Below are 26,948 nucleotides of genomic sequence, written 5' to 3'. Positions count from 1 at the left end.
GCCCCGCCGAGCAGCCCCCGGGTCGCTGAGCCAAAATGGCCCTCTGCCCTCCAAGCCCTTGCTGCCTTTTTCAGTGACCACTCCCCGACGGGCCCAGCCGCCCTCCTTTTCGCCCGACGAGTTTCGTGAAGCGCTCGGCACGTTCGCGACCGGCGTCACCATCGTCACCGCGCGCGCGGCCGACGGCACGCTGGTCGGCCTCACGGCCAACTCCTTCAACTCCGTGTCGCTCGCGCCGCCGCTGGTGCTGTGGAGCCTCGCGCGCGCCGCGGGCTCCATGCCCGCGCTGAGCGCCGGCTCGCACTACACGGTGAACATCCTGGCGGCCAACCAGAAGGCGCTGGCCGAGCGCTTCGCCACCAAGAACATCGACCGCTGGGCCGATGTGGCCTTCACCGAAGGCATCGGCGGCGCGCCCGTGCTGGCGGGGGCCGCGGCCAGCTTCGAGTGCTTCAACCGCAGCCGCTACGACGAAGGCGACCACGTGATCTTCGTGGGCGAGGTGGAGCGCTGCACGCACGACGCGGGCGCCTCGCCGCTGCTGTTCCACGGCGGGCGCTTCTACACCGAACACCCCTTGTAATGGCCCGCCCTGCGCTCCTGCTCGTCCTGCTGCTTGCCGCACAGGCGGGCATGGCGCAGGAAGCTGCGGCACCGCGCGAGCCCGTCAAGCAGAACTGGTTCGACGACCCGTTCTTCCAGGTGGCCGCGGGCCTGCCGGCCTGCGCCGTGCCCGAGGGGCCGTTCTACACGGCCGAGGAGCGCCGCCTGCAGACGCACTCGCGGCTGGAGCGCGGCACCAGCTGCTGGCTGGCCGGCAAGTGCACCGACAGCAACGCCTACCGCTACGACAAGCCCCTGGCCCCCAAGGTGCGCGCCGCGCTGCGGGCCGTGCCGGGCGTGGACAAGGGCAGCGTCTGGGTGACCGTGCAGCGCCGCTGGGTGTACCTGCAGGGCTGCGTGCCGAACGCGGCGCTGGCGAGCAAGCTCGAGCGCGCGGCGCGCGCGCTGCCCGACGTGGAGGCGGTGGTGCCCGACCTGATGGTGGGCACGCGGGGCAAGCCGCCCTACCCCGTGGCCACGAGGTAGGGCCGAGGTAGGCCGCCCCCCGGCCACCCGCTGGCCGCGCGGGGCGAAATACCGCGGCTGCGCGCAGTGCCCACGCCGTCACACGGCACGCCCGGCGCCGCGATACGATCATCGGACGAATTGGCGGCCCCGCGCCGCGATTGACTGACCGCGAAATGATCCAGCGCAAGACCCACCTCGACAGCCTCGCCATCGGCCTGCTCATTGCCTGCTGCGCCTTCTGGGGCCTGCAGCAGATCCTCATCAAGACCACCGTGGCCGAGGTGCCGCCGATGTGGCAGGCCTCGATCCGCATGGTGGGCGCCACCTTCCTGCTGTGGCTGTGGTGCGTGTGGCGCGGCGTGCCGCTGTTCGCGCGCGACGGCACGCTGTGGCCGGGGCTGCTGGCCGGCCTGCTGTTCTCGGGCGAGTTCGCGGGCATCTACCTGGGGCTGCAGCACACCAGCGCCTCGCGGCTCACGGTGTTTCTCTACACCGCGCCCTTCTGGGTGTCGCTGCTGCTGCCGCGCTGGGTGCCGGCCGAGCGGCTGCGCGGCTTCCAGTGGCTGGGGCTGTTCATTGCGTTCGCCGGCGTGGTGCTGGCGTTCAGCGAGGGCTTCGGCCACATGAGCTCGTCGCAGCTCATCGGCGACGCCATGGCCCTGGCGGCCGGCGCGCTGTGGGGCCTGACCACGCTCACGCTGCGCACCACGCGGCTGGCCACGGCCAGCGCCGAGAAGACGCTGTTCTACCAAGTCGCCGTGACGGCCGCGGTGTGCCCGCTGCTGTCGCTCGCGCTCGGCGAGCACTGGGGCTTTGCGTACTCGGCGGCGGCCTGGGGCTCGATCGGCCTGCAGACCGTGATCGGCGCCTTCGCCAGCTACCTCACCTGGATGTGGCTGCTGCGGCACTACCCGGCCACGCAGATGTCGTCCTTCACCTTCCTCACGCCGGTGTTCGCGCTGGTGTGCGGCGTGGTGCTGCTGAAGGAGCCGCTCACGGCGCAGCTGGTCGTGGCGCTGGCGGGCGTCGCAGTGGGCATCGTGCTGGTGAACCGGCGGCCCGCGGTACAACGCACGGCATGAACCCGATGACCCAGACCATGAAATTCCAGCCGGTGCTCGACGAGATCGCGGCCACCCTGCGCCCGCAACTCGGCCAGGGCGGCACCGTTGCAAGCTACATCCCGGCGCTGGCGCGCGTCGATGCGCGGCAGTTCGGCATTGCGCTGCGCACCTGCGAGGGCGAGGAGGCCGGCGCGGGCGACTTCGAGACGCCGTTCTCGATCCAGAGCGTGTCGAAGCTGTTCACGCTCACGCTCGCCATGCAGCGCATGGGCGACACGCTGTGGGAGCGCATCGGCCGCGAGCCGTCGGGCAACCCGTTCAACTCGCTGGTGCAGCTGGAGAACGAACAGGGCAAGCCGCGCAACCCGTTCATCAATGCGGGCGCCATCGCGGTGGCCGACCGGCTGGTGAGCCAGGCGCTGGCTAACGGCGACAACGGCAGCAACGGCAACAGTGCCAAGGCCGACATCCTCGCGCTCATGACCAGCCTGTGCGGCGAGCCCATCGGCTTCGACGACGAGGTGGCGCAGTCGGAGGCCGACACGGGCTTTCGCAACATCGCGCTGGCCAACTTCATGAAGAGCTTCGGCAAGATCGACAACGACGTCGCCGCCGTGCTCGACACCTACTTTCACCAGTGCGCGCTGCGCATGAGCTGCCGCCAGCTGGCGCGCGCCGCGGCCTTCCTGTGCCGCGACGGTGCCCACCCGCTGGACGGCGAACCCGGGATCACCGGCGAGCGGCAGACCCGGCGCATCAACGCGCTGATGCTCACCTGCGGCACCTACGACGCGGCCGGCGACGTGGCCTTTTCCATCGGCCTGCCCTGCAAGAGCGGCGTGGGCGGCGGCATCGTGGCGGTGGTGCCCGACAAGCTCACGCTGTGCGTGTGGTCGCCCGCGCTCGACGCCACGGGCAATTCGCTGCTGGGCATGAAGGCGCTCGAGATGTTCGTGGCGCGCACGGGGCTGTCGGTGTTCTGATCACACGATCACGTCGATGGCGCCGACGGATCAGGCCGCCACCGCCGCCGGTGCGGCGGCCAGGCAACCCATGCCTTCCAACGCCGCCTCCACGGCCTCTTCGACCGGCGTGTGCGGCTCGCGGCCCAGGAAGGCGACCAGCTTCGCGTTGTCCATGCCCACGGGCGTGCGCCACAGGTAGCGCATCTCGCGCATCTCGCGGAAGGTGGCGACGAAGGGCGAGGCCAGCGTCAGCAGCCACCACGGGAAGGCCGACACGCGCACCGCTGCGCCGCCGCCCTGCGCGTGGCGTGCCACCACCTTGCGGATGGCGTCGCTCATGCGCGTGCCGTCGGCGTCCCAGTGGCCGGCCATGTGGAAGCGCGCGAAGGGCTCGAGCCGGTCGCGCCGCGCCAGCAGCTCGACCATGGTGCGCCCCACGTCGGGCAGGTACGACCACTGGTGGCCGACGCCGGCGCGGCCCGGGTAGCTCACGGCCTTGACCGGCTGTCCCGCCTTCACCAGCCCCTGCGAGAACCAGTTGTTGCCGGCCTTCGGTCCGAAGAAGTCGCCGGCGCGCACGATCAGCACGCGGGCGCCCTGGCGGCTCGCGTCTTCCAGCCGCTTCTCCATTTCGACGCGGATCGCGCCCTTGCGCGTGAGCGGGTGCTGCGGCGCGTCCTCGGCCAGCAGCGGGAAGGCGTCGGGGCCGAAGTTGTAGACCGTGCCGGGCAGCACCACGGTCGCGCCTTCGGCCCTGGCGGCGGCAATGGTGTTGTCGAGCATCGGCAGCACCAGCTCCGACCAGCGGCGGTAGCCCGGCGGATTGACCGCATGCACGATGACCGCGCAGCCCCGGGCGGCCTCCCGCACGGCCTGCGCGTCCATCGCGTCGCCGGCCAGCCAGCTGATGCCGTCGCGGCGGCCTTCGGTCGCGCCGCGCTTCAGTGCGCGCACCTCCCAGCCGGCGTCGCGCAGCTGGCGCGCCACTTCGCCGCCGATGCCGCCCGTTGCGCCCAGAACCAGAACCGTGTCGTTGCGTGCCATGAAGTGCTCCTGAAAAGGTGTCGATGGATGAATTCTGGGCTGGGCGAGGTTGCATTGGAATTGCCGAACATGAGCCAGCAGCTATACATTTCCGTATGACTTCGAACATCGGCTGGGAGCTCTACCGCTCCTTCCTCGGCGTGCTGCGCGAGGGTTCTCTTTCAGGCGCGGCGCGCGCGCTGGGCATCACCCAGCCCACGGCCGGGCGCCACGTGGCCGCGCTCGAGGCGGCATTGGGCGTGGTGCTCTTCACGCGCTCGCAGGTCGGCCTGCTGCCCACCGAGGTGGCGCTGGCCTTGCAGACCCACGCCGAGGCCATGGAAAGCACGGCCGCCTCGCTGGAGCGCGCCGCCAGCAGCCACGGCACGGGCGTGCGCGGCGTGGTGCGGGTGTCGGCCAGCGAGGTGATCGGCGTGGAGGTGCTGCCGCCCATCGTGGCGCGGCTGCGCGAGGCGCACCCGGCGCTGAAGGTCGAGCTGGTGCTGACCAACCGCGTGCAGGACCTGCTGCGCCGCGAGGCCGACATCGCGGTGCGCATGGTGCGCCCCAAGCAGGAGCAGCTGGTGGCGCGGCGCATCGGCCACATCGAACTGGGCTTCCACGCGCACCGCGACTACCTCGCGCGCCACGGCACGCCGCGCAAGCTGGAGGAGCTGGCCGCGCATGCGGTGATCGGCTACGACCAGCCGTCGGCCTTCGTGCGCGATGCGGTCAAGGCGGCGAGTGCGGGCAGCGCGGGCAGCGCGGGCAGCGCGGGCAGCGCGGGCAGCGCGGGCAGCGCGGGCAGCGCGGGCAAGGCGCTGCCCGGCTACACCCGCGACGCCTTCTCGCTGCGCACCGACAGCGACCTGGCGCAGCTCGCGCTGATCCGTGCGGGCGCGGGCATCGGCATCTGCCAGGTCGGCCTGGCCCGGCGCAGCGACGCGCTGGTGCGCCTGCTGCCGCGCGCCTTCTCGATGAAGCTCGACACCTGGGTCACCATGCACGAGGACCTGCGCCACAGCCCGCGCTGCCGCGCCGCCTTCGACGCGCTGGCCGGCGGACTGCAACAGTACGTTGGCGCGCCCGAAGCGGCCGGCGCACAGGGGAAAATGGCCCGCGCAAGAACACACACCACCGAATGACCGACCTCAACGATCCGACCGAACCGACCGACTCCGACTCCCTTCCCCTGCGGGAGGCCCGCCTCTGGCGCGACGGCCTGTGGACCGCCCGCGTCATCAAGAACGAGGAAGACGACGGCTGGGCCGTCGAGATGACCCGCCAGGGCGACCCCGAGCCCGCGCTCGTCGGCCCCTGGACCATGGGCCGCGACAAGAAGAACCCCAAGCCGCTGGACGGCCCCGCCTTCTCCACGCTGGTGAAGACCGCCGCCGAAGTCATCCGCCGCCACGAGCAGCACCTGCACGCCACGCTCAACAAGAGCGTGACCGTCACCGCGCGCAACGACCAGCGCGTGCGCGTGACGCTGGCCATCGTGCCCGACGAGGACAACCCCTCGGCCACCCTCACCGCATACGACGACGCCGACGACTCGGAACTCGCCAGCGTGAACGTGTCGCCCGCGTTCAGGCTCACGGCGTCGAGCGCCACCGCGTGGATCGAGTCGGAGTACGCACGCCCGCGCTGAGCGCGGGCCACAAGGCAGTCGCGCTGAACGCGGACCGCGAGATAGCCGCGCTGAGCGCGGGCCGGATGCATAACGCGCCGAGCCCCGCCGCAATCAGCGAAATGACGTATGTGCAGCCTGCGCCGAGTTGAGAACAATCGGCTCCGACGACACGAACCCGTTGCCCGCCGCCCCACAGACAAGCCCGAATCGGTTGAACACCGGCTCGGGCTTTTTTGTTTTTCTCTCAACCACCCTTCAGGAGCAGCGTCATGAGACATGGTGATATTTCGAGCAGCAGCGATTGCGTCGGCGTCGCGGTCGTCAACTACAAGATGCCTCGCCTTCACACCAAGGCCGAGGTACTGGACAACGCCCGCAAGATCGGCGAGATGCTGGTCGGCATGAAGCGGGGCCTGCCGGGCATGGACCTGGTGGTCTTTCCCGAGTACTCCACGCACGGGATCATGTATGACGCCAAGGAGATGTACGACACCGCGGCCACGGTGCCCGGCGAGGAGACCGCCATCTTTGCCGACGCCTGCCGCCGCGCCAACGTGTGGGGCGTGTTCTCGCTGACCGGCGAGCGGCATGAAGAGCACCCGAACAAGGCGCCGTACAACACGCTGATCCTCATGAACAACCAGGGCGAGATCGTCCAGAAGTACCGAAAGATCATGCCGTGGACGCCCATCGAAGGCTGGTACCCGGGCGACCGCACCTACGTGAGCGACGGCCCCAAGGGCATGAAGATCAGCCTGATCGTCTGCGACGACGGCAACTACCCCGAGATCTGGCGCGACTGCGCCATGCGCGGCGCCGAGCTCATCGTGCGCTGCCAGGGCTACATGTACCCGGCCAAGGAGCAGCAGATCCTGGTGTCCAAGGCCATGGCCTTCATGAACAACACCTACGTGGCGGTGGCCAACGCGGCGGGCTTCGATGGCGTGTACTCGTACTTCGGCCACTCGGCGCTGATCGGCTTCGACGGACGCACGCTCGGCGAATGCGGCGAGGAAGAGATGGGCATCAACTACGCCGAGCTGTCGATGGGCCTCATTCGCGACGCGCGCAAAAACGGCCAGTCGCAGAACCACCTGTTCAAGCTGCTGCACCGCGGCTACACCGGCATCGTCAACTCGGGCGACGGCGACAAGGGCGTGGCGGACTGCCCGTTCGATTTCTATGCGCAGTGGGTCAACGACCCCCAGGCCGCGCGCGACAAGGTGGAGGCGTTCACGCGCAGCACCATCGGCACGGTGGAGTGCCCGATAGAGGGCATTCCGCACGGGCCCGTCACGCGGGACTGAGTCCGCGACCGAGCACCCGGCTCCCCATGCTCAGGCCTGGCGGAACGCCGTGAGCACCTTCAGCACGCTGAGCGTCGCACCGTCGAGCAGCGCGGGCTGGCGGTGCGCAATGCCCACGCGCCGCGTGAGCTTGGGCGTCACCGGCAGGATCCGCATGCGCTCGTTGTGCGCCGTGTCGGTGCTCTGCTGCAGCGGCAGCAGCGCCGCGCCGTAGCCGGCCGCCACCAGGCTGCGCATGGCCGCGTCGTAGTTGAGCTCGATGCGCGCGCGCGGCGCGAAGCCGGCCGCGGCAAACCACTCCATGGTGAGGCGATACATGTGCGTGGTCGCCTCGTTGAAGATCAGCGGCTGCGCCGCCAGCCAGGCCGGCGTGACGCGCCTGGGCGCCTTCCAGCGCTGCGGCACGAACGCCATCATGGGCTGCTCGCACCACGGCGCGACCACGATGCCGCGCACCGGCGGCTGCGGCAGCGCCACCAGGCCGATGTCGAGCGTGCCCGCCGCGAGCCGCTCCATGGCCTCGTACGAACCGCGAATGCTCACCTCGACGTCGATGCCCGCGTGCGCCTCGCCCAGCGCCTCGAGCACCTGCGGCAGCAGGTCGACCAGCACGCCGGTCGACGTGCCCAGCCGCACGCGGCCCACGCGCCCTTCGGCCTGGCGCTTGACCGCCTCGACGGCATCGTCGGTGTCGCGCAGCAGCTTGCGCCCGCGCTCCACCAGCGCCGCGCCCGCGGCCGTGGGCGTGATGCGGCGGTTGCCGCGCAGCACCAGCGGCGCATCCAGGCGCGACTCGAGTTCGCTGATGTGCAGGCTCACCGTGGGTTGCGCGAGATGCAGCGCCTTGGCCGCGGCCGAGAAGGTGCCGAGGTCGGCGATGGCGATGAGCGTGCGCAGTTGGTCGAGGTTGAGCTGTCGCATGGGGTGGCGGGTTTCTCAGGTATCAGAAAAACTGATCGGCGGTGTCAGGAATCTCAACTTCCACAATATCACGCACCGCAAGAAGATGGGCGCTCCCAACCAAGGAGCCCATCGTGACAGCGCCGAAGCCAACGTCCTTTCATCAACGCCTGATCCATGCCCTGCGCGGCTGGCGCCGCCGCGTGGTGAACGGCCGCCGTGCGCGTGCCGACATGCGGCACCTGACCGGCATGAGCGAGCACGAGCTGCGCGACCTGGGCATCGGGCGCAGCGAGGTGCCCGAGTTGCTGGACCGCCACCGGTACTGAGCAGCGCGGCGCTTTTCTTCAGGCATCGCGCCCGTTTTGAGGTTCAATTCGGGGCGTGCCCAAGCCCGTTGTTTCACCCGCCCCCCTGTTCATCGAACTCACGTCGCCGCAGTCCGTCAACGAACGGCGCGCGGCCTTCCAGTCGCTCTGGCTGCTGGTGCGCATGCAGCACGCCCACGAGGCCGCCGACGGCGTCGTGCGGCTGGCCGACCTGCGCGGCGAGGTGTCGGACGCCAGCACGCTGCGCATGGTGGTGAGCCGCGCGTTTCGCGACTTCAAGGCCTGGGACATCGAGGTCGGCTGGGGCGAGGACACGCAGCGCGAGCCCCGTTTCCTGAACGCCGAACGGCGCAGCCAGGGCCCGTTCTGGCTGCCGGCGGCCGAGGCGAAGCGCGTGCGCGTGCGGGTCGACGGCCGCCCGGCCACGGCGGCGGAGGTGGCGTCGTTCCTGGGCCTGCGTTCGCGCAAGGCGCAGGCGGCACCGGCCACCGGCTCGGCGCCGCCCGATGCGGTGCACCTGCAGGACGCGGCCTTCTGGAAGCAGCTGGTCGCCTCGCAGCAGGCGGCGCGGCAAGGCCGGCTCATGGCGCCGGTGGCCGGCGGTGACGGCAACGGCAGCGCGCTGGAGTCGATTCGCCTGGCCGGCACGCTGGCCGCCACCGACTTCCAGCGCGCGCTGGTCACGCTGAACGAGGCCATGCTGTGGCGCCGGCTCGGCGACAACGAGCAGGCGCGCCGCCGGCTGCAGGCGCTGAAGAAGCAGCGGCTCGCGCACCATGTGGCGGGCAACGACTACCTGGGCGCGATGGAATGCATCGTCTCGGCCTGGTGCGCCTACACCGCGCGCGACTTGCCGCTGGCGCAGTCGCTGCTGGCCGGCATGGCCGAAGACGCGGCGCGCGCGCTGGTGCTGCGCCACCACCCCGACGTGCGCTTCGAGTGGTGCAACCTGTGGGCGCTGGCCTGCCGTTCGCGCGCGCTGGGGCTCGCGGCCGACGACAAGCCGGCCGCGGCCGCGCTGGCCGAGGAATCGCTGCGCCGCTTCGGCGAGGCGCTGGCGGCGGCGTTCGAGTCGCACTCGTTCGACGCGGCGCAGCACGTGGCGGCCAACATGGGCATGGCCGCGTGGCTGTTCGACCGCGTGGGGCTGTCCGACCTGCCCGCGCTGGCGCACGACGGCAACGCCGACACCACGCGCCGCGCGGTGCAGTGGATCGCCTTCAGCGAATGGCTCTGCGGCCACACCGACGGCCAGGGCCGCTCGGCGTGGAACGCGATCTACCTGATGCGCATCGCGCGCGGCCACTGCCGGCCCGGCGACCACGAGAAGCCGCCCGCGCTCGCGCAGTTCCGCGCGCAGAAGCCGCTCGACCCCGCCGCCGTTTCCAGGCTGGCCGGTCCGCTCGCCGACGCCTTCGACGCCACGAACTGGCCCGCGCGCTGGGTGCAGGTGGCGCAGGCGCGGCTGGCCGACCACCAGGCCGGGCGCCGCCGCTATCCGGGGCTGCAGCACTGCAGCCTGCTGTTCGAGCACGCCTGGTATGCGGCGCACGCGGGCGACCTGAAGGCGGCCGAGCAGTCGCTGGCCTTGCTGCGCGAAGCGCTGCCGCAGCTGGTGCCGAGCGACCGCGCCTACTTCACCGAATCGTGGAACGACCAGCTGCCCGCCGAGCTGGTGCTGGAGGCCAAGCCGCCGCGACGGCCGGCCGCTCGCAGGAAGACCGCGCCGCGGGTACGCTGAACCTGATTTAGCACCTGATTCCGCACCCGATTCCGTTCATGTCCGACAAGCCCAACGAACCCATCGACCTGGCCGCGCACCGCGAACGCCGCGCCCGACTGGAGCAGCAGCGGCTGAGGCAGCGCGCCGCGGCGCAGGCGGCGCGAGACGCCGCGCCCTCGCCAGAACCCGGCCCTGGCCCCGGCGAAGTGCCCTGCGCGCGTTGCGGCGAGCCCATCTTCGGCCACGTGCGGCAGTGCCCGCATTGCGGCGTGCATTTCAGCAGCGGCGGCGCCGAGGCCTTCGCGCCGAAGCAGGGGCTGTCGCGGCGCACCAAGTGCATCGTCGCGCTGGTCGCCGTCGCGCTGCTGCTGGCGGGACTGAGCGACGACATCGCCCGCTGGTGGTAGGCCAGTAAGGCAGTAGGCCCGCCGGCAGCCCCGCCGGCGCTCAGCGTGCCGCTGCCGGCGCACCCGTCGACTTGCGCACCACCAGCTCCGGGCGCAGCACCACGGTCGAGGCCGACATCGAGTGGCCGTCGATCTCCTCGAACAGCATCTCGGCCGCGCGCCAGCCCAGCTCGCGGTGCGGCAGGCGGATGGTGGTGAGCGGCGGGTCGACCATGTCGACCAGCGGCATGTCGTTGTGGCCCGTCACCGAGATGTCCTGCGGCACGCGCAGGCCGGCCTCGCGCAACGCGTCGTAGGCGCCCAGCGCCACCAGGTCGTTGCAGCACACCACGGCCTGCGGCGGGGCACCGGCCTCCAGCATCTGCTTCATGGCGGCGGCACCGGCCTCGCGGCTGTAGCTTGCGCACTCGACCACGCGCAACGGCTTCATGCGGTGGTCGCGCAGCGCCTGCTCCACGCCCAGGCGCCGGCCCACGCCGGTGGGAATGGTCTGCGGGCCCGCCAGGTGCGCGATGCGCTTGTGGCCCAGGCCCACGAGGTGGTCGACCGCCAGCTTCATCGCGAGCCGGTCGTCGCTCACCACGGCGGGCAGGCGGCCGGTTTCGTCGGCGCGGTTGACCAGCACGGCCGTCATGCCGGCCTGGGTGACGAAGTCGACCAGCGGGTCGTCGCGCGTGGCGGTGGCCATGACCACGCCGTCGACGCGCTGCGCCAGCATGCGCTCCAGCACGGGCCGCGCCAGCGCATGGTCGACCACGTTGGCGACGAACACGAAGTACCCGCGCGCCGCCGCGCTGGCCTCGATGCCCTGCAGGATCGGCGGGAACACCGCGTTGGTGATGTCGGGCACCAGCACGCCGATGGTGTGGGTGCGCCCCGTGCGCAGCGCCGAGGCCGCGCGGTTGGGCCGGTAGCCCAGGCGCTGCGCGGCCTCCTCGACCACGCGCAGCACCTCGTCGCTGATCAGCGAGCGCTTCTCCGGGCTGAGCGCGCGCGAGACGGTGGACACGTGCACGCCGGCGGCGCGGGCAACGTCGCGGATGGTGACGGGGGCGGTCGGAGAAGAAGGGGCGGGCGGGCGGGTGCTCATTGGTGCAAACGATTGTCGTCCGGTACGGCGGTCTTGGGTGACTTACCCTCATTCCTGAACCCCGGATTCCCGCCATTTTACTTTTCGGCGATTTGGACTAACATCGTGCAAACGATTGCAAAGACCCGCCATGAACATTGCCACCTCTCCCGGCTCGGTGCTGGGCTTCACGCTCGACGCCATGAAGCGCACGCCCGACCCGCGGCTGCGCACCGTGATGGACGCGCTCACGCGCCACCTGCACGCCTTCGTCCAGGAGGTGAAGCTGACCGAGGAAGAGTTCGAGCAGGCGCTCGAATTCATCGTCGCCATCGGCCACGCCACCGGCGAGACCAAGAACGAGGTGGTGCTGGCGGCGGACATCCTGGGCGTGTCGACCGTGGTGGCGCTGCAGAACAACCAGGACCCGCACGGCGAGTCGCCGGCCGCGCTGCTCGGGCCGTTCTGGCGCGCCAACGCACCGGCCTGCGCGCTGGGCGACAACATCGCGCGCTCGGGCACGCCGGGCATTCCGCTCGAGGTGACGGGCACGGTGCGCGACGCCCAGGGCCGGCCGGTGGCCGATGCCACGGTCGACGTGTGGCAGGCCTCGCCGGTCGGCCTCTACGAGAACCAGGACCCGGCGCAGGAAGACATGAACCTGCGCGGGCGCTTCGACACCGACGCCGAGGGCCGCTTCCACTTTCGCAGCGTGCGCCCCGCCGGCTACCCGGTGCCCACCGACGGGCCGTGCGGCGTGCTGCTGCGCGCGCAGCTGCGCCACCCCAATCGCCCCGCGCACCTGCACTTCATGGTGAGCAAGCCGGGCCACAAGGTGCTGATCACGCAGGTGTTCGCGGACGACGACGAGAACCTCGAGAGCGACCCGACCTTCGGCGTGACGCGCCGGCTGATCGGCCGCTTCGCGCTGGCCCCCGACGGCAAGACCGCATCGATGCACCACGACTTCGAGCTCGAACCCGGCGAGATGAAGTTCCCCCGCCCCCCCATTCCCTGACTCAACCCGAGACACTCCCCATGAGCTTCGACCCCGTATCCCGACTCGACGGCAAGGTCGCCGTCATCGCCGGCGGCCTCGGCGCCATCGGCTACGCCACGGCCGTGCGCCTGGCCGCGCTGGGCGCCACCTGCGTGCTGCTGCACCGCAAGGGCGATGGCGCCGCGCGCGCCGCCGCCCTGCCCTCGGCCCACGGCCAGCGCCATGCCGCCATTCGCGCCGACATCGTCGACACGGCCAGCCTGAACGCCGCCGCCGCCGAGGTGCAGGCCACGCTCGGGCGCTGCGACATCCTGGTGAACAGCGCGGGCCACACGCAGCCCGTGCCGGCCGCCGACCTCGACGCGCTGACCGACGAACTCATCGACGACATGGTGCGCGCCAACTTCCGCGGCGTGTTCGCCACCATCCGCGCCTTCGCGCCGATGCTGAAGGCCAGCGGCGACGGGCTGGTGGCCAACATCTCGTCCATTGCCGGCTTCACCGGCGTGGGCAGCAACCTGGCCTACGTGGCGGCCAAGGCCGGGCTCGACGTGGTGGGCGACGCGCTGGCCAAGGCGCTGGCGCCGGCGGTGCGCGTGGTGTCGGTGTCGCCGGGCGCGGTGGCCTCGGGCTTCGTGCCCGGGCGCGGCGCGGAGTTCGCCGACAAGATGGCCAGCACCACGCCGCTGGGCCGCATCGGCCAGCCCGACGACGTGGCCGCCACGGTCGAGGCGCTGGCCACCACGATGCGCTTCGTGACCGGCACGCGCATCGTGGTCGACGGAGGGCGCCACCTGTGAGCGCCGCCAAGACCCTCATCACCTGCGCCGTCACGGGCAACCTCGTGAAGCCGGAGCAGACGCCGCACCTGCCGATCACGCCGGTGCAGATCGCCGACGAATGCCTGGCCGCGGCCGAGGCCGGCGCGAGCCAGGTGCACATCCACGTGCGCCACCCCGAAACGGGCAAGCCCTCCATGGAGGTCGAGCTGTACCGCGAAGTGGTGGAGCGCATCCGCCGCGAGAACCGCGAGCTGATCGTGAACCTCACGACCGGCCCCGGCGGGCGCTTCGTTCCCAGCGAGGAAGACCCGAAGGTCGCGGCACCCGGCACCACGCTGCTGCCACCGGAAAAGCGCGTGGAGCACATCGCGCTCATCAGGCCCGACGTGTGCTCGCTCGACCTGAACACCATGAACTCCGGCCCCGACGTGGTGATCAACACGCCGAAGAACGTGCGGCGCATGGCCCAGGTGATGCGCGCGGCCGGCGTGAAGCCCGAGCTGGAGATCTTCGATTCGGGCGACATCAACCTCGCGCTCGACCTGATCGCCGACGGCACGCTCGACGGCCCCGCCATGTGGACCTTCGTGCTCGGCGTGAAGTACGGCTTCGCGCCCACGCCCGAGACGCTGCTGTACGCACGCAACATGCTGCCGCGCGGCGCCTTCTGGAGCGCCTTCGGCATCGGCCGCATGGAGTTCCCGATCGTCGCGCAGGCCTGGCTGCTGGGCGGCCATGTGCGCGTGGGCATGGAGGACAACATCTACCTCGAGAAGGGCGTGCTCGCCGAGAGCAACGCACAACTGGTGGCGAAGGCGCGCGACATCCTCGTGAGCCTGGGCGGCGAGGTGGCCAACCCGCGCGAGGCGCGCGCCATGCTGGGCCTGGCCGACACCCGCGCCGTGCAGGGAGCCGCACGATGAGCGCCGCCGCGATGCACACCACGCACACCACGCACACCGCACAGGCCGCCCACCCGGCCCACCCGGCGCGCGCACTGCGCGTGACCGAGAAGGCCGCCACCCTCGACGCGCTGCGGCTCGAAGCCGCTGCCCAGGCCGAACCCACGCCGCCGTCCGGCCATGCCGTGGTGCGCGTCGCCGCCGCCGCGGTGAACCCGAGCGACGTGAAGGCGACGCTGGGCATCATGCCGCAGGCCGTGTGGCCGCGCACCCCGGGGCGCGACTTTGCGGGCACCGTCGTGAGCGGCCCCGCCGAGTGGATCGGCCGCGAGGTCTACGGCTCCGGCGGCGACGTCGGCATCACGCGCGACGGCTCGCATGCGCGCTACCTCGTGCTGCCCGCGCAGGCGCTGCGCGCCAAGCCCCAGGGCATTTCGATGGACGAGGCCGGCGCGGTGGGCGTGCCCTTCGTCACCGCGTACGAGGGCTTTCGCCGCAGCGGCATGCCGCAGGCCGGGCAGACGGTGCTGGTGCTCGGCGCCAACGGCAAGGTCGGCCAGGCGGCGGTGCAGCTGGCCTCGCAGGCCGGCGCGCGCGTGATCGCGGTGCAGCGGCGCGAAGGCCCCTTCGAGGGCTTTGCGAGCGGGCCGGTCGATGCGATCGACGCACGCCACCACGCCGACGTGGGCGCGCGGGTGCGCGAGCTCACCGACGGGCGCGGCGCGCACATCGTCTACAACACCGTGGGCAGCGCCTACTTCGAAGCGGCCAACAAGGCCATGGCCAAGGGCGCGACGCAGATCTTCATTGCCACGCACGACCGCGCGGTGCCCTTCGACATCTTCGCGTTCTACCGCGGCATGCACACCTTCGTGGGCATCGACTCGCTGGCCATGGACTGCATCGCGAGCACCGCGCAGCTCGACGCCATGCGCGAAGGCTTCGAGCGCGGCACGCTCAAGCCCTTTCCGGTCGCGCGCAGCTTCACGCTCGACGAAGCGCTCGACGCCTACCGGCTGGTGCTCTCGGGCAGCACCGACCGCGTCGTGCTGCGCCCCTGAACCGCCTGCAAGGAACCCCACGCCATGCACGTCACCCGCTTCGACGCGGCGCCGCACTACGAGGCGCCCAACCATTTCGACATGCGCTGCCTGCGCCTGCAAGGCAAGGAAGCCGGCCCCTCCACGCAGATGTGGATGGGCATGAGCCAGATCCTGCCCGGCGGCCACACCGGCCTGGACGGCTCGCCCATGGAAAAGCTCTACCTCGTGCTCGAAGGCCAGCTGCACGTGGTGGGCGAGATCGACGGCGCGCGCTGGGAAGAAGTGCTCGGGCCCTACGACAGCTGCCGCTTCGCCCCCGGCGAAAAGCGCCAGCTGGAAAACCGCGGCAACCGGCCCGTGCTGGTTGCGCTGGTGATGCCCCACGCACCGCCGCCGTAGCGGCCCTTTCTTTCATCAGTCAGTCATTCATCGCTCAACCCAATAAATCAACGGAGACAAGACGCATGAAGAAGACATTCACCTGGAGCCGCCGGCGGACGCTGGCAACGGCGCTGGCCGCGGCATTGGCCGCCTGCGCGCTCCCCGGCGCCCACGCGCAGGGCCCGTGGCCGGGCACGCAGCCCATCAAGCTCGTGGTGCCCTTCACCGCGGGCAGCGGCACCGACATCGTCGCGCGCCTCGTGGCCGAGAAGCTCGGGCCCGTGCTGGGCACCAGCGTCATCGTGGACAACAAGCCCGGCGCCGGCGGCACGCTGGGCGCGGCCCTCACGGCCAAGGCGCCGGCCGACGGCTACACGCTGCTGGTGCATTCGGCCGGCCACCTCGTGAACCCGTGGATCTACAAGGGGCTGTCGTACGACACCCTCAAGGACTTCACCGGCATCACGCCGATGGCCAGCCTGCCCAACGTGCTGGTCACCGCGCCGTCGCACTTCACCGACGTGAAGGACCTGGTCGCGAAAGCCAAGGCCAAGCCCGGCGGCCTGAACTACGGCTCGGCCGGCAACGGCTCGGCCACGCACATGAACGCCGAGGTGTTCCGCCTCGCCGCCGGCCTGGACGCGCAGCACGTGCCCTTTCGCGGCACGCCCGAGGCCATGACCGAGGTGATGGCCGGGCGCGTCGACTGGTTCTTCGCGCCGATGGTGTCGGCGCTGCCGCTCATCCAGAGCGGCAAGCTGCAGGCGCTCGCGGTGGGCACGGGCAAGCGCTCGTCGGCGCTGCCAAGTGCGCCGACGACGGTCGAGGCCGGCGTGCCGGGCTCGGAGTACCTGTTCTGGGTCGGCCTGTTCGCGCCCGCGAAGACGCCGCAGCCGGTGGTGGAGCGCCTGCAGGCCGAGGTCGCGAAGATCATGGTGTCGCCCGAGCTGAAGGAGCGGCTCGAGAAGCTGGGCGCCGAACCCTTCACGATGCCTTCGGCGCAGTTCAACAGGTTCATCGTCGACGAGACGGCCAAGGCGCAGCAGGTGGTGAAGGCTGCCAGCATCAAGGTCGACTGACATGGCCCGCACGCACTTCATGGCCGTGGCCCTTGCCGCCCTTGCCGCCCTTGCCGCCAGCCTCCTGCTGCCCGTTGCCGCGCAGGCGCAACCGGCCGACCTCGTCCTCACCAATGCAAAGATCGCCACGCTCGACGCCGGCGGTGCCACCGCGCAGGCACTGGCCGTGCGCGACGGGCGCATCGTGGCCGTCGGCAACGCCGCGCAGATGCGCGCGCTCTCGGGCCCCGCCACACGGACGGTGGACGCCGGCGGGCGCACCGTCATCCCCGGCCTCATCGACTCGCACATGCACGCGGTGCGCGCCGCGCTGAGCTATTCGACCGAGGTCAACTGGATCGGCGCGGGCACCATCGCCGAAGCCATGGCGCGCATCCGCACCGCCGCAGCCAGCGCGCGCCCCGGCGGCTGGCTGATCGTGGCCGGCGGCTGGACCGAGCAGCAGTTCGCCGAGCGCCGCCGCCCGACCCTGGCGGAGCTGCAGGAGGCCGCGCCCGGCAACCCGGTGTACGTGCAGCTCTTCTACGAAGCGGTGGTGATGACGCCCAAGGCGCTCGAGGCGCTGGGCGTGCCGGCCGGCACGCTGCCCGTGGGCATGAAGGCCTCGCCCGACGGCGCGCCGGGCTGGATGACCGGCGACATCGTCGGCATCTCGGCGCTGTTCGACAAGCTGCCCAAACCTACCTACGACGACAACCTGGCCGGCACGCGCGCCTTCTTCACCGAGCTGAACCGGCTCGGCGTCACCGGGCTGGTGGACCCGGGCGGCTTCAGCATCGCGCCTTCGCAGTACGCGGCGCTGTTCGCGCTGTGGCGCGAGAAGGCGCTGACGCTGCGCGTGGCCTACAGCGTGTTCGCGCAGAAGCCCGGCGCCGAGCTGCAGGAGTTCCGCGACCTCACGCAGATGCTGCCGATGGGCTTCGGCGACGACATGCTGAAGTTCAACGGGCTGGGCGAACGCGTGACGCTCGCGATGTACAACAACAACTTCCCCGACGAGGCCGCGAAGGCGAAGTTCTACGAGCTCGTGAAATGGGCGGCCACGCAGAGGCTGGCCGTCACCATCCACTGGCAGGAGAACGGCTCGGTCGACCACCTGCTCGGCCTGTACGAGAAGCTGAACGCCGAGGTGCCGCTGAAGGACCTGCGCTGGTCCATCGCCCACCTGGACGACGCCTCGCCCGAGACCTTCGCGCGCATGAAGGCGCTGGGCATCGGCTGGACCATGCAGGACGCGATGTACTTCCAGGGCGACCGCGCGCTGGCCGTGCGCGGCGAGGCCGCGCGGCGCATGCCGCCCATCGGCACGGCCCTGCGAGCGGGCGTGAACGTGGGTGCGGGCACCGACGCGCACCGCGTGGCCTCGTACAACCCCTTCGTCGCGCTGCAGTGGATGCTCGACGGCAAGACGGTGAGCGGCAAGGCCATGCGCGGCGCCGACGAAACGCCCACGCGCGAACAAGCGCTGCGCCTGTACACGGCGGGCAGCGCGTGGTTCAGCTTCGACGAAGGCCGGCGCGGCACGCTGGAGGTGGGCAAGCTCGCCGACTTCGCGGTGCTCGACCAGGACTTCTTCACGGTGCCGCTGGAGCGCATCGGCAAGACCACCTCGCTGATGACGGTGGTGGGCGGGCGCGTGGTCCATGCGGCGCAGCCCTTCGGCGCGGCCACCGCCTCGGTGGCCTCGGCACCCTGAAGTCAGGCATTGAATGCAGTGCGGAGGGCGGCGATGCAGTCGATCTCGATGTCGAAGCGCCCCGGCCATGCGGGCACGCAGACGAAGATGCGCGCGGGCGGGTCTTTCGGGAAATAGCGCGCATGGATCGCGTTGACCGCCGCGAACTTCTCCACCGAGGTGCAGTAGACGTTGCACTTGAGCACGTGGTCCAGCGAGGAGCCGGCGGTTTCGAGGCACAGCTTGAGCTGGTCGAGCACCAGCTCGGTCTGCCGCTCCAGCGGTGCGTCGGCCACCTGGCCGGTGGCCGGGTCGAACGGCGGCAGGCCCGACACGTACACCGTGCCGCCGTGCCGCCGTGCCGCCGTGCCGCGTGACCACCGAGGTCGGCGCCTTCCAGTTGTCCAGGTAGGTCGACAGCGGTTCGACACGGATCACTTCGCGTGGCATGGGGGCGCTTTCTGTGGAGGGGGAAAGCGCCCTATGGTGCCGGCGAAGGCGCCTCCTCGCTTCGTTCCACGACGAAGGATGGCGCGGGCCCCAGGGCGTGGCGCACCCGCTCGCGCAGCACCGGCAGCACATCGCTCTCGAACCACGGGTGGTGCTTGAACCAGCCGGTGTTGCGCGGCGAGGGATGCGGCAGCGGGATGAAGCGCGGCGCGTAGTCGGCGAAGGCCTGCACGGTCTCGGTGACGCCAGCGCGCGCCGTCTTGCCGAGGAAGTGGCGCTGCGCGTACTGGCCGATGAGCAGGGTCAGCTCGACCTGCTTCATGTGCGCGAGCAGCTTGTCGTGCCACAGCGCGGCGCACTCCCTGCGCGGCGGCAGGTCGCCGCTGGTGCCGCGGCCCGGGTAGCAGTAGCCCATGGGCATGAGCGCGACGCGCGTGGCGTCGTAGAAGGTGACGCGGTCGATGCCGAGCCAGCGGCGCAGCTGCTCGCCGCTCTTGTCGTCCCATGGCACGCCGGTCCTGTGCACGGTGAGGCTGGGCGCCTGGCCGATGAGGAGCAGCCGCGCGCTCGCGCTGGCCTGCACCACCGGCCGCGGGCCGAGCGGCAGGTGCACGGCGCAGGCGTGGCAGGCGCGGATTTCGGTGAGCAGCGCGTCCATGGCCTTCAACCGGACTGGCGCACCTTCGACTTGCGGACCTTCATTCGGCGAAGGGACGAAAGAAGGCATTGAGTTCGTTGCCCGCCGCGGCGTCCGCGAAGCCGTCGAAGCGGCCCTGCCGGGCCAGCGTGCGCGCCGCGCGAATGAAGCCGCCCCAGGCCGCGCGCGCCATGCCGCCGCCCACGCTGACGCGGCGCACGCCGAGCTCGGCGATGTCCTGCATGGTGAGTTCGCTGGCCGCGCCCACCAGCAGGTTGACCGGCTTGGGCGCCACGGCGGCGACCACGGCCGCGATCTGCTCGCGGGTCTTGATGCCGGGGGCGTAGAGGCAGTCGGCACCGGCATCCGAATAGGCCTTGAGGCGCGCGATGGCGTCGCCGAGGTCGGGGCGGCCGGCGAAGAAGTTCTCGGCGCGGCCGATCAGCATCACGTCGGCACCCGACGCGTCGATGGCCCGGCGCGCGGCGCGCAGGCGCTCCACCGCCACGTCGATGGGGAACAGCGGATCGGCGGCGTCGCCCGTCGAGTCCTCGATGGACAGGCCCGCCACGCCGGTCTCGATGGCCAGGCGCACGCTGGCGGCCACGCCCTGCGCGTCGGCGGCGAAGCCGTTTTCGAAGTCGGCGTTCACGGGCAGGTCGGTCGCTTCCACCAGTTCCTGCAGGTGCCCGAGCATGCGTTCGCGCGACATGGCGCCGTCGGCCTGGCCCTGCGACCACGCGAAGCCCGAGCTGGTGGTGGCCAGTGCCTGGAAGCCCAGGCCTTCGAGAAAGCGCGCGCTGCCCGTGTCCCATGGGTTCGGAATGACGAAGCAGCCTTGCGCGTGCAGGGCGCGGAAGGCGGCGCGTTTCTCGGCGACGGTGCGGGTCATGGCGGGGCCTCGGCTTTCTTGGTGTGGGCGTCTGTGGGGGGTCTGCAAGGCTGGCGAAAATCCGGGCGCTCAGGATAAGCCCGTGCGCCCGGCCGCCTCGCCCGGCGGGTTTTGCAGCAGGTAGTCGATGAAGGCGCGCACGGCCGGCAGCATGCCGCGCCGCGAGGCGAAAGCGGCCTGGATCTCGCTGGCCGCGCAGGCCCATTCGCCGCACAGGCGCACCAGCCGGCCTTCGGCCAGCGCGTCGCGGCACATGATCTCGGGCAGCAGCGCGAGCCCCATGCCCTGTTCGGCCAGATGCCTGAGCGCGAACATGTCGTCGGTGACGAAGTGCGGCGTGAACGACAACTCCTGCATCTCTTTCTGCACACCGCGTTCCAGCGTCCAGCGGTAGCGCTCGTTCTCGGCGGGCAGCGACAGCACCGGCCACGCGGCCAGCTCGCCGAGCGTTTGCGGCATGCCGAGCCGCGCCACCAGCGCCGGGCTCGCCAGCAGCACGTCGACCGTGCCGCCCAGGCGCCGTGCGACCAGGCTCGAATCCTCGAAGGGCGGGCGCCGCACGCGCAGCACCACGTCGATGTTCTCCTGCAGCGGATCGACGCGCCGGTTGCTCACCTCCAGCTGCAGCCGCACGCCGGGGCAGGCGCGCATGAAGGCCGGGATCAGCGGCGTGAGCCAGAACTGCGCGAGCGTGAACGGGCAGCTCACGCGCAGCAGGCCCTGCGGCTGCGTGGTGGCCTGGCGCACCACGTCGAAGGCCTCCTCGCCCGCGGCCACCGTCGCCTGGCAGCGCTCGTAGAACTGCCGGCCCACGCTGGTGAGCAGCAGCCGGCGCGAGCTGCGCTGCAGCAGGCGCACGCCCATGCGCTCCTCGAGCTGCGAGACGCGCCGGCTCAGGCGCGACTTGGGAATGCCCAGGTGGCGGCTCGCGGCGCTGAAGCCCTGCTGCGTGACCACGTGGGCGAAGAGGGCCAGGTCGTTGAAGTCTTCCATGTCTTGCTCATGTCTCGCTCTGTTTTGTTCTGCCTGCGGAACGATCCGTTCTTTTGCAGCGAATTGTTCTGCGTTCGTTCCACCAGCATCATCGATCGCTCCGCCACGGTCAACCTTCACCCCATGAAACTCGCCAGCTTCCACCACCGCGACGCCCTTCGCTTCGGCGTGGTCCGAAACGACGGCATCGCCGACCTGAGCGCGCAACCCGGCGCGCCGGCCGGGCTGCGCGAACTGCTCGCGCGCGGCGACGACGGCATGGCGTGGCTGCACGCGGCGCTGGCCGATGCACCGCGCGTGGCGCTGTCCGATGTGCGGCTGGCCGCGCCCATTCCGGCGCCGCAGAAATTTCTCGGCCTGGGCGGCAACTACGCCTCGCACCTGGAGGAAGCCGCCAAGGTGGGCCTGGTGCGGGCGCCGGGGCAGGTGTGGTTCAACAAGCAGGTGTCGTGCGTGGCCGGCCCGTTCGACGCGGTGCACAAGCCCCGCGTGTCCGACCAGTTCGACTACGAGGGCGAGCTGGGCGTGGTCATCGGCCGGCGCTGCCGCCATGTGCGCGCCGAAGACGCGATGGCCATGGTTGCGGGCTACGTGGTGGTGAACGACCTGAGCGTGCGCGACTGGCAGATGCGCGCGCCCACGCACACGCTGGGCAAGTCCTTCGACACGCACGGCCCGTTCGGCCCCTGGCTGGTGACGCGCGACGAAGTCGCCGACCCGCACGCGCTGCGGCTGCGCACCTGGGTCAACGGCGAACTGCGGCAGGACGGCAACACCGCGCAGATGCTCCACCGCATCGAGGCCATGCTGGTCGAGCTGAGCACCGCCTTCACACTGGAGCCCGGCGACGTGCTGACCACCGGCAGCCCCGCGGGCGTGGGCGGGCTGATGGACCCGCCGCGCTACCTGGTGCCGGGCGACGTGGTGCGCGTGGAGATCGAAGGCATCGGCCACCTCGAGAACCGCGTGGTGGCCGAGCCCGCCGCCTGAGCAGTGCGCCCCAAAAAGGAGACGACCCATGAACGACATCGCCACGCCCATGCCCGCGCCCGCGCGCACGCTGCCCGCTCGCGCCCTGCCCGACTTCACGCGCACCGCGCTGCGCCCCGTCAAGCTCGCGCACGTGGTGCTTCGCGTGAGCGAGCTCGCGCGTTCGCGCGCCTGGTACCTCGAGGTGCTGCAGGCCCAGCCCGCGTTCGAGAACGAGATGCTGTGCTTCCTGACCTACGACGAGGAGCACCACCGCATCGGCCTGATCGCGCCGCCGGGCCTGAAGCACGAGGCCGATGCCAGCACCGGGCTGGAGCACATCGCCTTCACCTACGGCTCGCTGGGCGAGCTGCTGGCCAACTACCGCCGGCTGGCCGCGCAAGGCATCCGGCCCTACTGGTGCATCAACCACGGGCCGACGGTGTCGATGTACTACCGCGACCCCGACGGCCACCGGCTCGAGCTGCAGCACGACGTGTTCGAGACCGCGGCGCAAACCAGCGCCTTCTTCGCGGGCGGCGCCTATGCGGAGAACTTCATGGGCGTGGTGTTCGAGCCCGAGGCACTGATCGCGCGTTTCGAGGCCGGCGAGCCGCTGGAATCGCTCACCGCGCGGCCCGGGCTGCCGGCGGGCAAGGGGCCGTGGGACATGTTCGTGCCCTGAACGCTGAAAGCCGAGCCGAGCGCGTCAGCACTCGACCACGTTCACCGCGAGCCCGCCCAGCGAGGTTTCCTTGTAGGTGGACTTCATGTCCTCGCCGGTCTGCTTCATGGTGCGGATCACCGCGTCGAGCGACACGTAGTGGCTGCCGTCGCCGCGCAGCGCCAGGCGCGCCGCGTTGATGGCCTTCACCGCGCCCATCGCGTTGCGTTCCACGCATGGAATCTGCACCATGCCGCCCACCGGGTCGCAGGTGAGGCCGAGGTTGTGCTCCATGCCGATCTCGGCCGCGTTCTCCACCTGCGCCGGCGACGCGCCGAGCACCGCGGCCAGCGCACCCGCTGCCATCGAGCAGGCCACGCCCACCTCGCCCTGGCAGCCGACCTCGGCGCCCGAGATGGAGGCGTTGGTCTTGTAGAGCATGCCGATGGCCGCCGCGGTGAGCAGGAAGTCGACGATGCCTTCGTCGCTCGCCTGCGGCACGAAGCGCTGGTAGTAGTGCATCACCGCGGGCACCACGCCGGCCGCGCCGTTGGTGGGCGCGGTGACCACGCGCCCGCCCGCGGCGTTCTCCTCGTTCACCGCCATGGCGAAGGCGTTGACCCAGTCCATGGCCGCGAGCGGGTCGGCCGCGCCGGCCTGCGCCAGCAGTTCGCGGTGCAGCTCGCTCGCGCGGCGGCGCATGCGCAGCGGGCCTGGCATGGGCTGCGCGGCCAGCGGGTTGTCGATGCCGAAGCCGCGCTGCACGCACTGCCGCATCACGCCCCAGATGCGCAGCAGGCCGCCGCGCACCTCGGCCTCGGGCCGCCACGTGCATTCGTTGCGCATGACCAGCGCGGCCACCGAGAGGCCGCTGGCGCGGCATTGCGCCATCAGCTCGTCGCCGGTGGTGAACGGGTGCGGCACCGTTGCGGCGGTGGCCACCGTCTCGGCCACGGCCTGGCCGCCTTCGACCACGAAGCCGCCGCCGACGGAAAAGTACGTGGCCTCGGCCAGCGCGGTGCCGTCGCGCGCGAAGGCCGTGAAGCGCATCGCGTTGGGATGCTCGGGCAAGGATTCTTCGCCGCGAAAGGCGATGTCCCGCACGCGGTCGAAGGCGATGGGCGTGGTGCCCAGCAGGCTCAGCTGGCCGCTGCGGCGCAGCGCGTCGAGCCGGGGCTGCACGGTTTCGGGCCGCACCGTGTCGGGCGCCTCGCCCAGCAGGCCGAGGATCACGCCCTGGTCGGTCGCGTGGCCGTGGCCCGTGGCGCCGAGCGAGCCGAACAGGTCCACCTGCAGCCGCACCACGCGCGCGAGCACGCCGCGCGGCGCGAGCGATTGCGCGAACATCAGCGCCGCGCGCATCGGGCCCACGGTGTGCGAGCTCGAGGGGCCGATGCCGATCTTGAAGATGTCGAAGGCGGACAGCATCAGCGCATCATGCCCCTGCAGGTACAGGCAACTGCTGCTTCACCAGCGCCACCCAGTACGCCGCGCCCAGCGGCAGGATGTTGTCGTTGAAGTCGTAGTACGGGTTGTGCACGTTCGGGTCGTTCGGGCCCTCGCCCGCGCCGATGCCGATGTACGCGCCCGGGCGCTTTTGCAGCATGAAGGCGAAGTCTTCCGAACCCATGGCCGGCGGAATGTCGGTGTGCACCTGCTCGCGCTCGACCAGGCTGGCGGCCGCGGCAATGGCGGCGTCGGTCTCGGCGGGCGTGTTCACCACGCCGGGGTAGCCGCGGCGGTATTCGAGCGCCACCCTGGCGCCATGCGTGGCGGCCACGCCGTCGCAGATCTGCTGCATCGCGGCCTGGGTCTTGTCCTGGATGGCGGCGTCCAGCGTGCGCACGGTGCCGCGCAGCACCACGGTCTCGGGGATCACGTTCCAGGTGTCGCCGCCGTGGATCTGGGTGACGCTCACCACGGCCGAGTCGGTTGCGCCGGTGCGGCGGCTCACGATGGTCTGCAGCGCGTTGATGAGCTGGGCCGAGACCACCACCGAGTCGATGCCGGTCTCGGGCATGGCGCCGTGGCTGCCCTTGCCGGTGATGACGATCTCGAAGGTGTCGAGAAAGGCCGTCATGGTGCCCTTGCGGATCGCGAACTTGCCGCGCGGCAGGCCCGGGAAGTTGTGCATGCCGTACACCGCGTCGGCCGGGAACTGGTCGAACAGGCCCTCTTCCACCATCACGCGGCCGCCGCCTTCGTTCTCCTCGGCGGGCTGGAAGATGAACTGCACCGTGCCCTTGAAGGGCTTGTGGCGCGACAGGTGCTCGGCCGCGCCCAGCAGCATGGCGGTGTGGCCGTCATGGCCGCAGGCGTGCATCTTGCCCACGCATTTGGAGGCGTGCGCCTGCGTGCCCAGCTCCTGCATGTTGAGCGCGTCCAGGTCGGCGCGCAGCGCGATGCTCGGGCCCTCGCCGTTCTTCAGCGTGCCCACCACGCCGGTGCCGGCCAGGCCGCGGTGCACGGGCAGGCCCATGAGCATCAGCGCGTTGGCAACCACGTTGGCGGTGCGGTGCTCTTCGAAGGCGGTCTCGGGGTTGGCATGGATGTCGCGGCGCCAGCTCAGCATGCGGGCACGGGTGTCTTCGGCAATTTCGGGGTCGCGGTACATGGCGTGGGCCTCTCGTGGGTTGTCTTGTCAGTGGAAGAATTCGGCGATCAGCGTGGCGCCCAGGAAGGTGCCGGCCGTGGCGGTGAGCGACACCACCACGATGCGCCAGCCCAGCTGGCGGAACACCGGCAGGTCTTTCGCGACCGAGAAGCCGGCCAGCGCGAGCACCGGCGTGGTGAAGGCCAGGAAGTTGAGCTTGGCGGTGATGGCAATGAGCGCGTCGGAGAACGGGAACAGGCCCGGAATGCCCGCCACGGTGGCCACCACCGACAGCACCAGCACCATCGGCAGGCGCGGCAGCAGGCGCTTGATGCCCTCGACCACCAGCGCGATGGCCACCACGGCGGCCATGCCTTCGAGCGAGACCAGCATCGGCACCTTGTAGGTCAGCGAATTGCCGATGAGCACGCCGCCGCCCACCACCGCCCAGGCGATGAACGTGTGGCGCAGCGGCAGCGCGCCGCCATGGCCCACGCTGACCTGCGACACGGCGGCCGTGCCCGCGTCCTGCGCGCCGCGCTTCGAGAAACGGCCCAGCACCGGCTCCAGCTTGCCGTAGAGCCACGAGCACAGCGGCAGCGAGAGGAACAGCGTGAAGTAGAAGCCCGCCACGGTGGTCAGCAGGTTCGACGCGGCGGCAATGGCGGTGAGCTGCGGCAGCATCTCGGCCGGCTGCTGCGCGGCGATGGCGCCCAGCGCCGCCGCCATCAGGCTGCCCGAGCCCACGCCGGCGCCCATGGCCAGCGAGCGCGGATCGAAGATGTGCAGGCTGGCGATGAAGCCCGCCAGCACCGCGATGAAGAGCGCGCCCAGCACGGTGCCGGTGATGTACTCGGCCAGCACGCCACGGCCTTCGGGCGAGGCCATGCCGTACTTCTCTCCGATGATCACCAGGTTGCCCTCGCGGCCCACCGAGAAGGTGGCACCCACGGCTTCGCGCTTGATGCCCAGCAGCAGCGCCAGCGGCAGGCCCAGCGCCAGCGTGCCCAGCGCATGGCCGAACTCCTGGAACAGCAGCGCCCAGCCGGCCTGCTTCACCTGCGGCAGCGCGGCGCCGACCGTGAGGCCCAGCTTCACCACGAACAGCAGCAGGCCCGCGTTCAGCAGGCCGCCGGCAAAGGTCTGCTCGGCGGTCGCCACGCGCACCACGCCCGGCACGCGGCGGTGCGCGATGCCCCACACGGCCGCGATCAGCAGCGCCCACAGCATCGGCAGCAGCGCCACCTTGCCGGGGCCGACGCTGAACTGCACCGGCCCGATCAGCTCGGCCGCGGCCACGATGGCCAGGGTGACGAGCGCGAGCTTGAGTTTTCCGGAGGCGCCGGAGGGCGCGGCGGTGGCGAGAGCGGAGGCAGCAGAGGTCATCGGTGGGGGCT

General features: G+C 71.1%; 29 protein-coding genes. 19 read left to right on the top strand and 10 right to left on the bottom strand.

Annotated features, from left to right (window positions below):
* The first annotated feature begins 73 nt into the window (after positions 1-73).
* From BM004_RS34185 to BM004_RS34170, 4 genes are all read left to right on the top strand, one after another.
* Positions 74-583 (top strand): flavin reductase family protein, encoded by a 510-nt coding sequence (locus BM004_RS34185; RefSeq protein WP_093134669.1) that lies wholly within the window; start codon positions 74-76, stop codon positions 581-583.
* Entirely contained in the window at positions 583-1,089 is a 507-nt protein-coding gene (locus BM004_RS34180) for a BON domain-containing protein (protein ID WP_093220189.1), read from the top strand. Before BM004_RS34185 ends, BM004_RS34180 begins: the two co-directional genes overlap by 1 nt.
* 155 nt (positions 1,090-1,244) lie before the next feature.
* Positions 1,245-2,153: a DMT family transporter gene (locus tag BM004_RS34175; RefSeq protein WP_093134664.1), complete on the top strand. Its 909-nt coding sequence runs from the start codon at positions 1,245-1,247 to the stop codon at positions 2,151-2,153.
* Positions 2,154-2,158: 5 nt separating this feature from the next.
* On the top strand, positions 2,159-3,118 hold the full coding sequence (locus BM004_RS34170; protein ID WP_218152764.1) for a glutaminase: 960 nt from the start codon (positions 2,159-2,161) through the stop codon (positions 3,116-3,118).
* A 30-nt stretch (positions 3,119-3,148) separates the two neighbouring features.
* On the opposite strand, the gene BM004_RS34165 is transcribed toward BM004_RS34170, so the two are convergent.
* Positions 3,149-4,144, bottom strand: a complete 996-nt coding sequence (locus tag BM004_RS34165; RefSeq protein WP_093220186.1) for an NAD-dependent epimerase/dehydratase family protein — start codon at positions 4,142-4,144, stop codon at positions 3,149-3,151.
* A 95-nt stretch (positions 4,145-4,239) separates the two neighbouring features.
* On the opposite strand from BM004_RS34165, the gene BM004_RS34160 reads away from it, so the two are divergent.
* The 3 genes from BM004_RS34160 (at position 4,240) to BM004_RS34150 (ending at position 7,063) form a co-directional block, all read left to right on the top strand.
* Entirely contained in the window at positions 4,240-5,268 is a 1,029-nt protein-coding gene (locus tag BM004_RS34160; protein WP_093220184.1) for a LysR family transcriptional regulator, read from the top strand.
* Positions 5,265-5,774 (top strand): hypothetical protein, encoded by a 510-nt coding sequence (locus tag BM004_RS34155; RefSeq protein ID WP_093220181.1) that lies wholly within the window; start codon positions 5,265-5,267, stop codon positions 5,772-5,774. Before BM004_RS34160 ends, BM004_RS34155 begins: the two co-directional genes overlap by 4 nt.
* Before the next feature lie 251 nt (positions 5,775-6,025).
* Positions 6,026-7,063 carry an aliphatic amidase gene (locus BM004_RS34150; protein ID WP_093220178.1) on the top strand — a complete coding sequence of 346 codons (1,038 nt, stop codon included), beginning with the start codon at positions 6,026-6,028 and terminating at the stop codon, positions 7,061-7,063.
* 30 nt (positions 7,064-7,093) lie between these two features.
* Here BM004_RS34150 and BM004_RS34145 read toward each other — a convergent pair whose 3' ends face one another.
* Complete coding sequence (locus tag BM004_RS34145; RefSeq protein ID WP_093134651.1) at positions 7,094-7,984, bottom strand: LysR family transcriptional regulator; 891 nt, start codon at positions 7,982-7,984, stop codon at positions 7,094-7,096.
* Positions 7,985-8,097: 113 nt separating this feature from the next.
* Here BM004_RS34145 and BM004_RS34140 point away from each other — a divergent pair, with 113 nt between their 5' ends.
* The 3 genes from BM004_RS34140 to BM004_RS34130 are packed head-to-tail and all read left to right on the top strand — an operon-like array spanning position 8,098 to position 10,422.
* Positions 8,098-8,292 (top strand): YjiS-like domain-containing protein, encoded by a 195-nt coding sequence (locus BM004_RS34140; RefSeq protein WP_093134649.1) that lies wholly within the window; start codon positions 8,098-8,100, stop codon positions 8,290-8,292.
* Positions 8,293-8,347: 55 nt separating this feature from the next.
* Positions 8,348-10,033 carry a hypothetical protein gene (locus BM004_RS34135; protein WP_093220175.1) on the top strand — a complete coding sequence of 562 codons (1,686 nt, stop codon included), beginning with the start codon at positions 8,348-8,350 and terminating at the stop codon, positions 10,031-10,033.
* 38 nt (positions 10,034-10,071) lie between these two features.
* The gene (locus BM004_RS34130; protein ID WP_093220173.1) at positions 10,072-10,422 is read left to right on the top strand and encodes a hypothetical protein; all 351 of its coding nucleotides are present in this window, start codon (positions 10,072-10,074) and stop codon (positions 10,420-10,422) included.
* Positions 10,423-10,462: 40 nt separating this feature from the next.
* Here BM004_RS34130 and BM004_RS34125 read toward each other — a convergent pair whose 3' ends face one another.
* Entirely contained in the window at positions 10,463-11,512 is a 1,050-nt protein-coding gene (locus tag BM004_RS34125) for a LacI family DNA-binding transcriptional regulator (RefSeq protein ID WP_093134641.1), read from the bottom strand.
* A gap of 130 nt (positions 11,513-11,642) precedes the next feature.
* Between BM004_RS34125 and BM004_RS34120 the strand changes: the two genes are divergently transcribed.
* The 7 genes from BM004_RS34120 (at position 11,643) to BM004_RS34090 (ending at position 18,374) form a co-directional block, all read left to right on the top strand.
* A complete protein-coding gene (locus BM004_RS34120; protein WP_093134638.1) occupies positions 11,643-12,509 on the top strand; it encodes a dioxygenase family protein in 867 nt (288 codons plus the stop codon).
* A 20-nt stretch (positions 12,510-12,529) separates the two neighbouring features.
* On the top strand, positions 12,530-13,291 hold the full coding sequence (locus tag BM004_RS34115) for an SDR family NAD(P)-dependent oxidoreductase (protein WP_093220170.1): 762 nt from the start codon (positions 12,530-12,532) through the stop codon (positions 13,289-13,291).
* Positions 13,288-14,196, top strand: coding sequence for a beta-keto acid cleavage family enzyme (locus tag BM004_RS34110; RefSeq protein ID WP_093134633.1), 909 nt, complete (start codon positions 13,288-13,290; stop codon positions 14,194-14,196). The genes BM004_RS34115 and BM004_RS34110 overlap by 4 nt, the downstream gene beginning before the upstream one ends.
* Positions 14,197-14,207: 11 nt before the next feature.
* Positions 14,208-15,236, top strand: coding sequence for a quinone oxidoreductase family protein (locus BM004_RS34105; RefSeq protein ID WP_093220239.1), 1,029 nt, complete (start codon positions 14,208-14,210; stop codon positions 15,234-15,236).
* Between the two features lie 24 nt (positions 15,237-15,260).
* Positions 15,261-15,617 carry a cupin domain-containing protein gene (locus BM004_RS34100; RefSeq protein ID WP_093134631.1) on the top strand — a complete coding sequence of 119 codons (357 nt, stop codon included), beginning with the start codon at positions 15,261-15,263 and terminating at the stop codon, positions 15,615-15,617.
* 65 nt (positions 15,618-15,682) lie between these two features.
* The gene (locus BM004_RS34095; protein WP_093134628.1) at positions 15,683-16,678 is read left to right on the top strand and encodes a Bug family tripartite tricarboxylate transporter substrate binding protein; all 996 of its coding nucleotides are present in this window, start codon (positions 15,683-15,685) and stop codon (positions 16,676-16,678) included.
* Between the two features lies 1 nt (position 16,679).
* A complete protein-coding gene (locus BM004_RS34090; protein WP_256220177.1) occupies positions 16,680-18,374 on the top strand; it encodes an amidohydrolase in 1,695 nt (564 codons plus the stop codon).
* 2 nt (positions 18,375-18,376) lie between these two features.
* Here the strand turns inward: BM004_RS34090 and BM004_RS34085 are convergent, their stop codons facing one another.
* The 4 genes from BM004_RS34085 to BM004_RS34070 all read right to left on the bottom strand — a co-directional run bounded on the left by BM004_RS34085 (position 18,377) and on the right by BM004_RS34070 (position 21,325).
* Positions 18,377-18,694 carry a RidA family protein gene (locus tag BM004_RS34085; protein WP_256220176.1) on the bottom strand — a complete coding sequence of 106 codons (318 nt, stop codon included), beginning with the start codon at positions 18,692-18,694 and terminating at the stop codon, positions 18,377-18,379.
* A 140-nt stretch (positions 18,695-18,834) separates the two neighbouring features.
* Positions 18,835-19,461 carry a uracil-DNA glycosylase family protein gene (locus tag BM004_RS34080; protein WP_093220234.1) on the bottom strand — a complete coding sequence of 209 codons (627 nt, stop codon included), beginning with the start codon at positions 19,459-19,461 and terminating at the stop codon, positions 18,835-18,837.
* A gap of 40 nt (positions 19,462-19,501) precedes the next feature.
* Positions 19,502-20,332, bottom strand: a complete 831-nt coding sequence (locus BM004_RS34075; RefSeq protein WP_093220167.1) for an isocitrate lyase/PEP mutase family protein — start codon at positions 20,330-20,332, stop codon at positions 19,502-19,504.
* Between the two features lie 69 nt (positions 20,333-20,401).
* Positions 20,402-21,325 (bottom strand): LysR substrate-binding domain-containing protein, encoded by a 924-nt coding sequence (locus tag BM004_RS34070; RefSeq protein ID WP_093134621.1) that lies wholly within the window; start codon positions 21,323-21,325, stop codon positions 20,402-20,404.
* A 123-nt stretch (positions 21,326-21,448) separates the two neighbouring features.
* Here BM004_RS34070 and BM004_RS34065 point away from each other — a divergent pair, with 123 nt between their 5' ends.
* Positions 21,449-22,315: a fumarylacetoacetate hydrolase family protein gene (locus tag BM004_RS34065; RefSeq protein WP_093220231.1), complete on the top strand. Its 867-nt coding sequence runs from the start codon at positions 21,449-21,451 to the stop codon at positions 22,313-22,315.
* 28 nt (positions 22,316-22,343) lie between these two features.
* The gene (locus BM004_RS34060) at positions 22,344-22,979 is read left to right on the top strand and encodes a VOC family protein (RefSeq protein WP_093220164.1); all 636 of its coding nucleotides are present in this window, start codon (positions 22,344-22,346) and stop codon (positions 22,977-22,979) included.
* A 24-nt stretch (positions 22,980-23,003) separates the two neighbouring features.
* Here BM004_RS34060 and BM004_RS34055 read toward each other — a convergent pair whose 3' ends face one another.
* The 3 genes from BM004_RS34055 to BM004_RS34045 are packed head-to-tail and all read right to left on the bottom strand — an operon-like array spanning position 23,004 to position 26,937.
* Positions 23,004-24,389, bottom strand: coding sequence for an L-serine ammonia-lyase (locus BM004_RS34055; RefSeq protein ID WP_177206700.1), 1,386 nt, complete (start codon positions 24,387-24,389; stop codon positions 23,004-23,006).
* 4 nt (positions 24,390-24,393) lie between these two features.
* A complete protein-coding gene (locus tag BM004_RS34050; protein ID WP_093220159.1) occupies positions 24,394-25,572 on the bottom strand; it encodes a M20 aminoacylase family protein in 1,179 nt (392 codons plus the stop codon).
* Positions 25,573-25,599: 27 nt separating this feature from the next.
* On the bottom strand, positions 25,600-26,937 hold the full coding sequence (locus BM004_RS34045; protein WP_093134607.1) for a DUF3100 domain-containing protein: 1,338 nt from the start codon (positions 26,935-26,937) through the stop codon (positions 25,600-25,602).
* Positions 26,938-26,948: the final 11 nt, after the last annotated feature.

The organism is Variovorax sp. OK212, from assembly GCF_900112425.1.
In the GTDB taxonomy this organism is placed as follows: domain Bacteria; phylum Pseudomonadota; class Gammaproteobacteria; order Burkholderiales; family Burkholderiaceae_C; genus Variovorax.
Note: the sequence above shows the minus strand (reverse complement) of the source record. Positions and strands in the feature narration are given on the sequence as shown.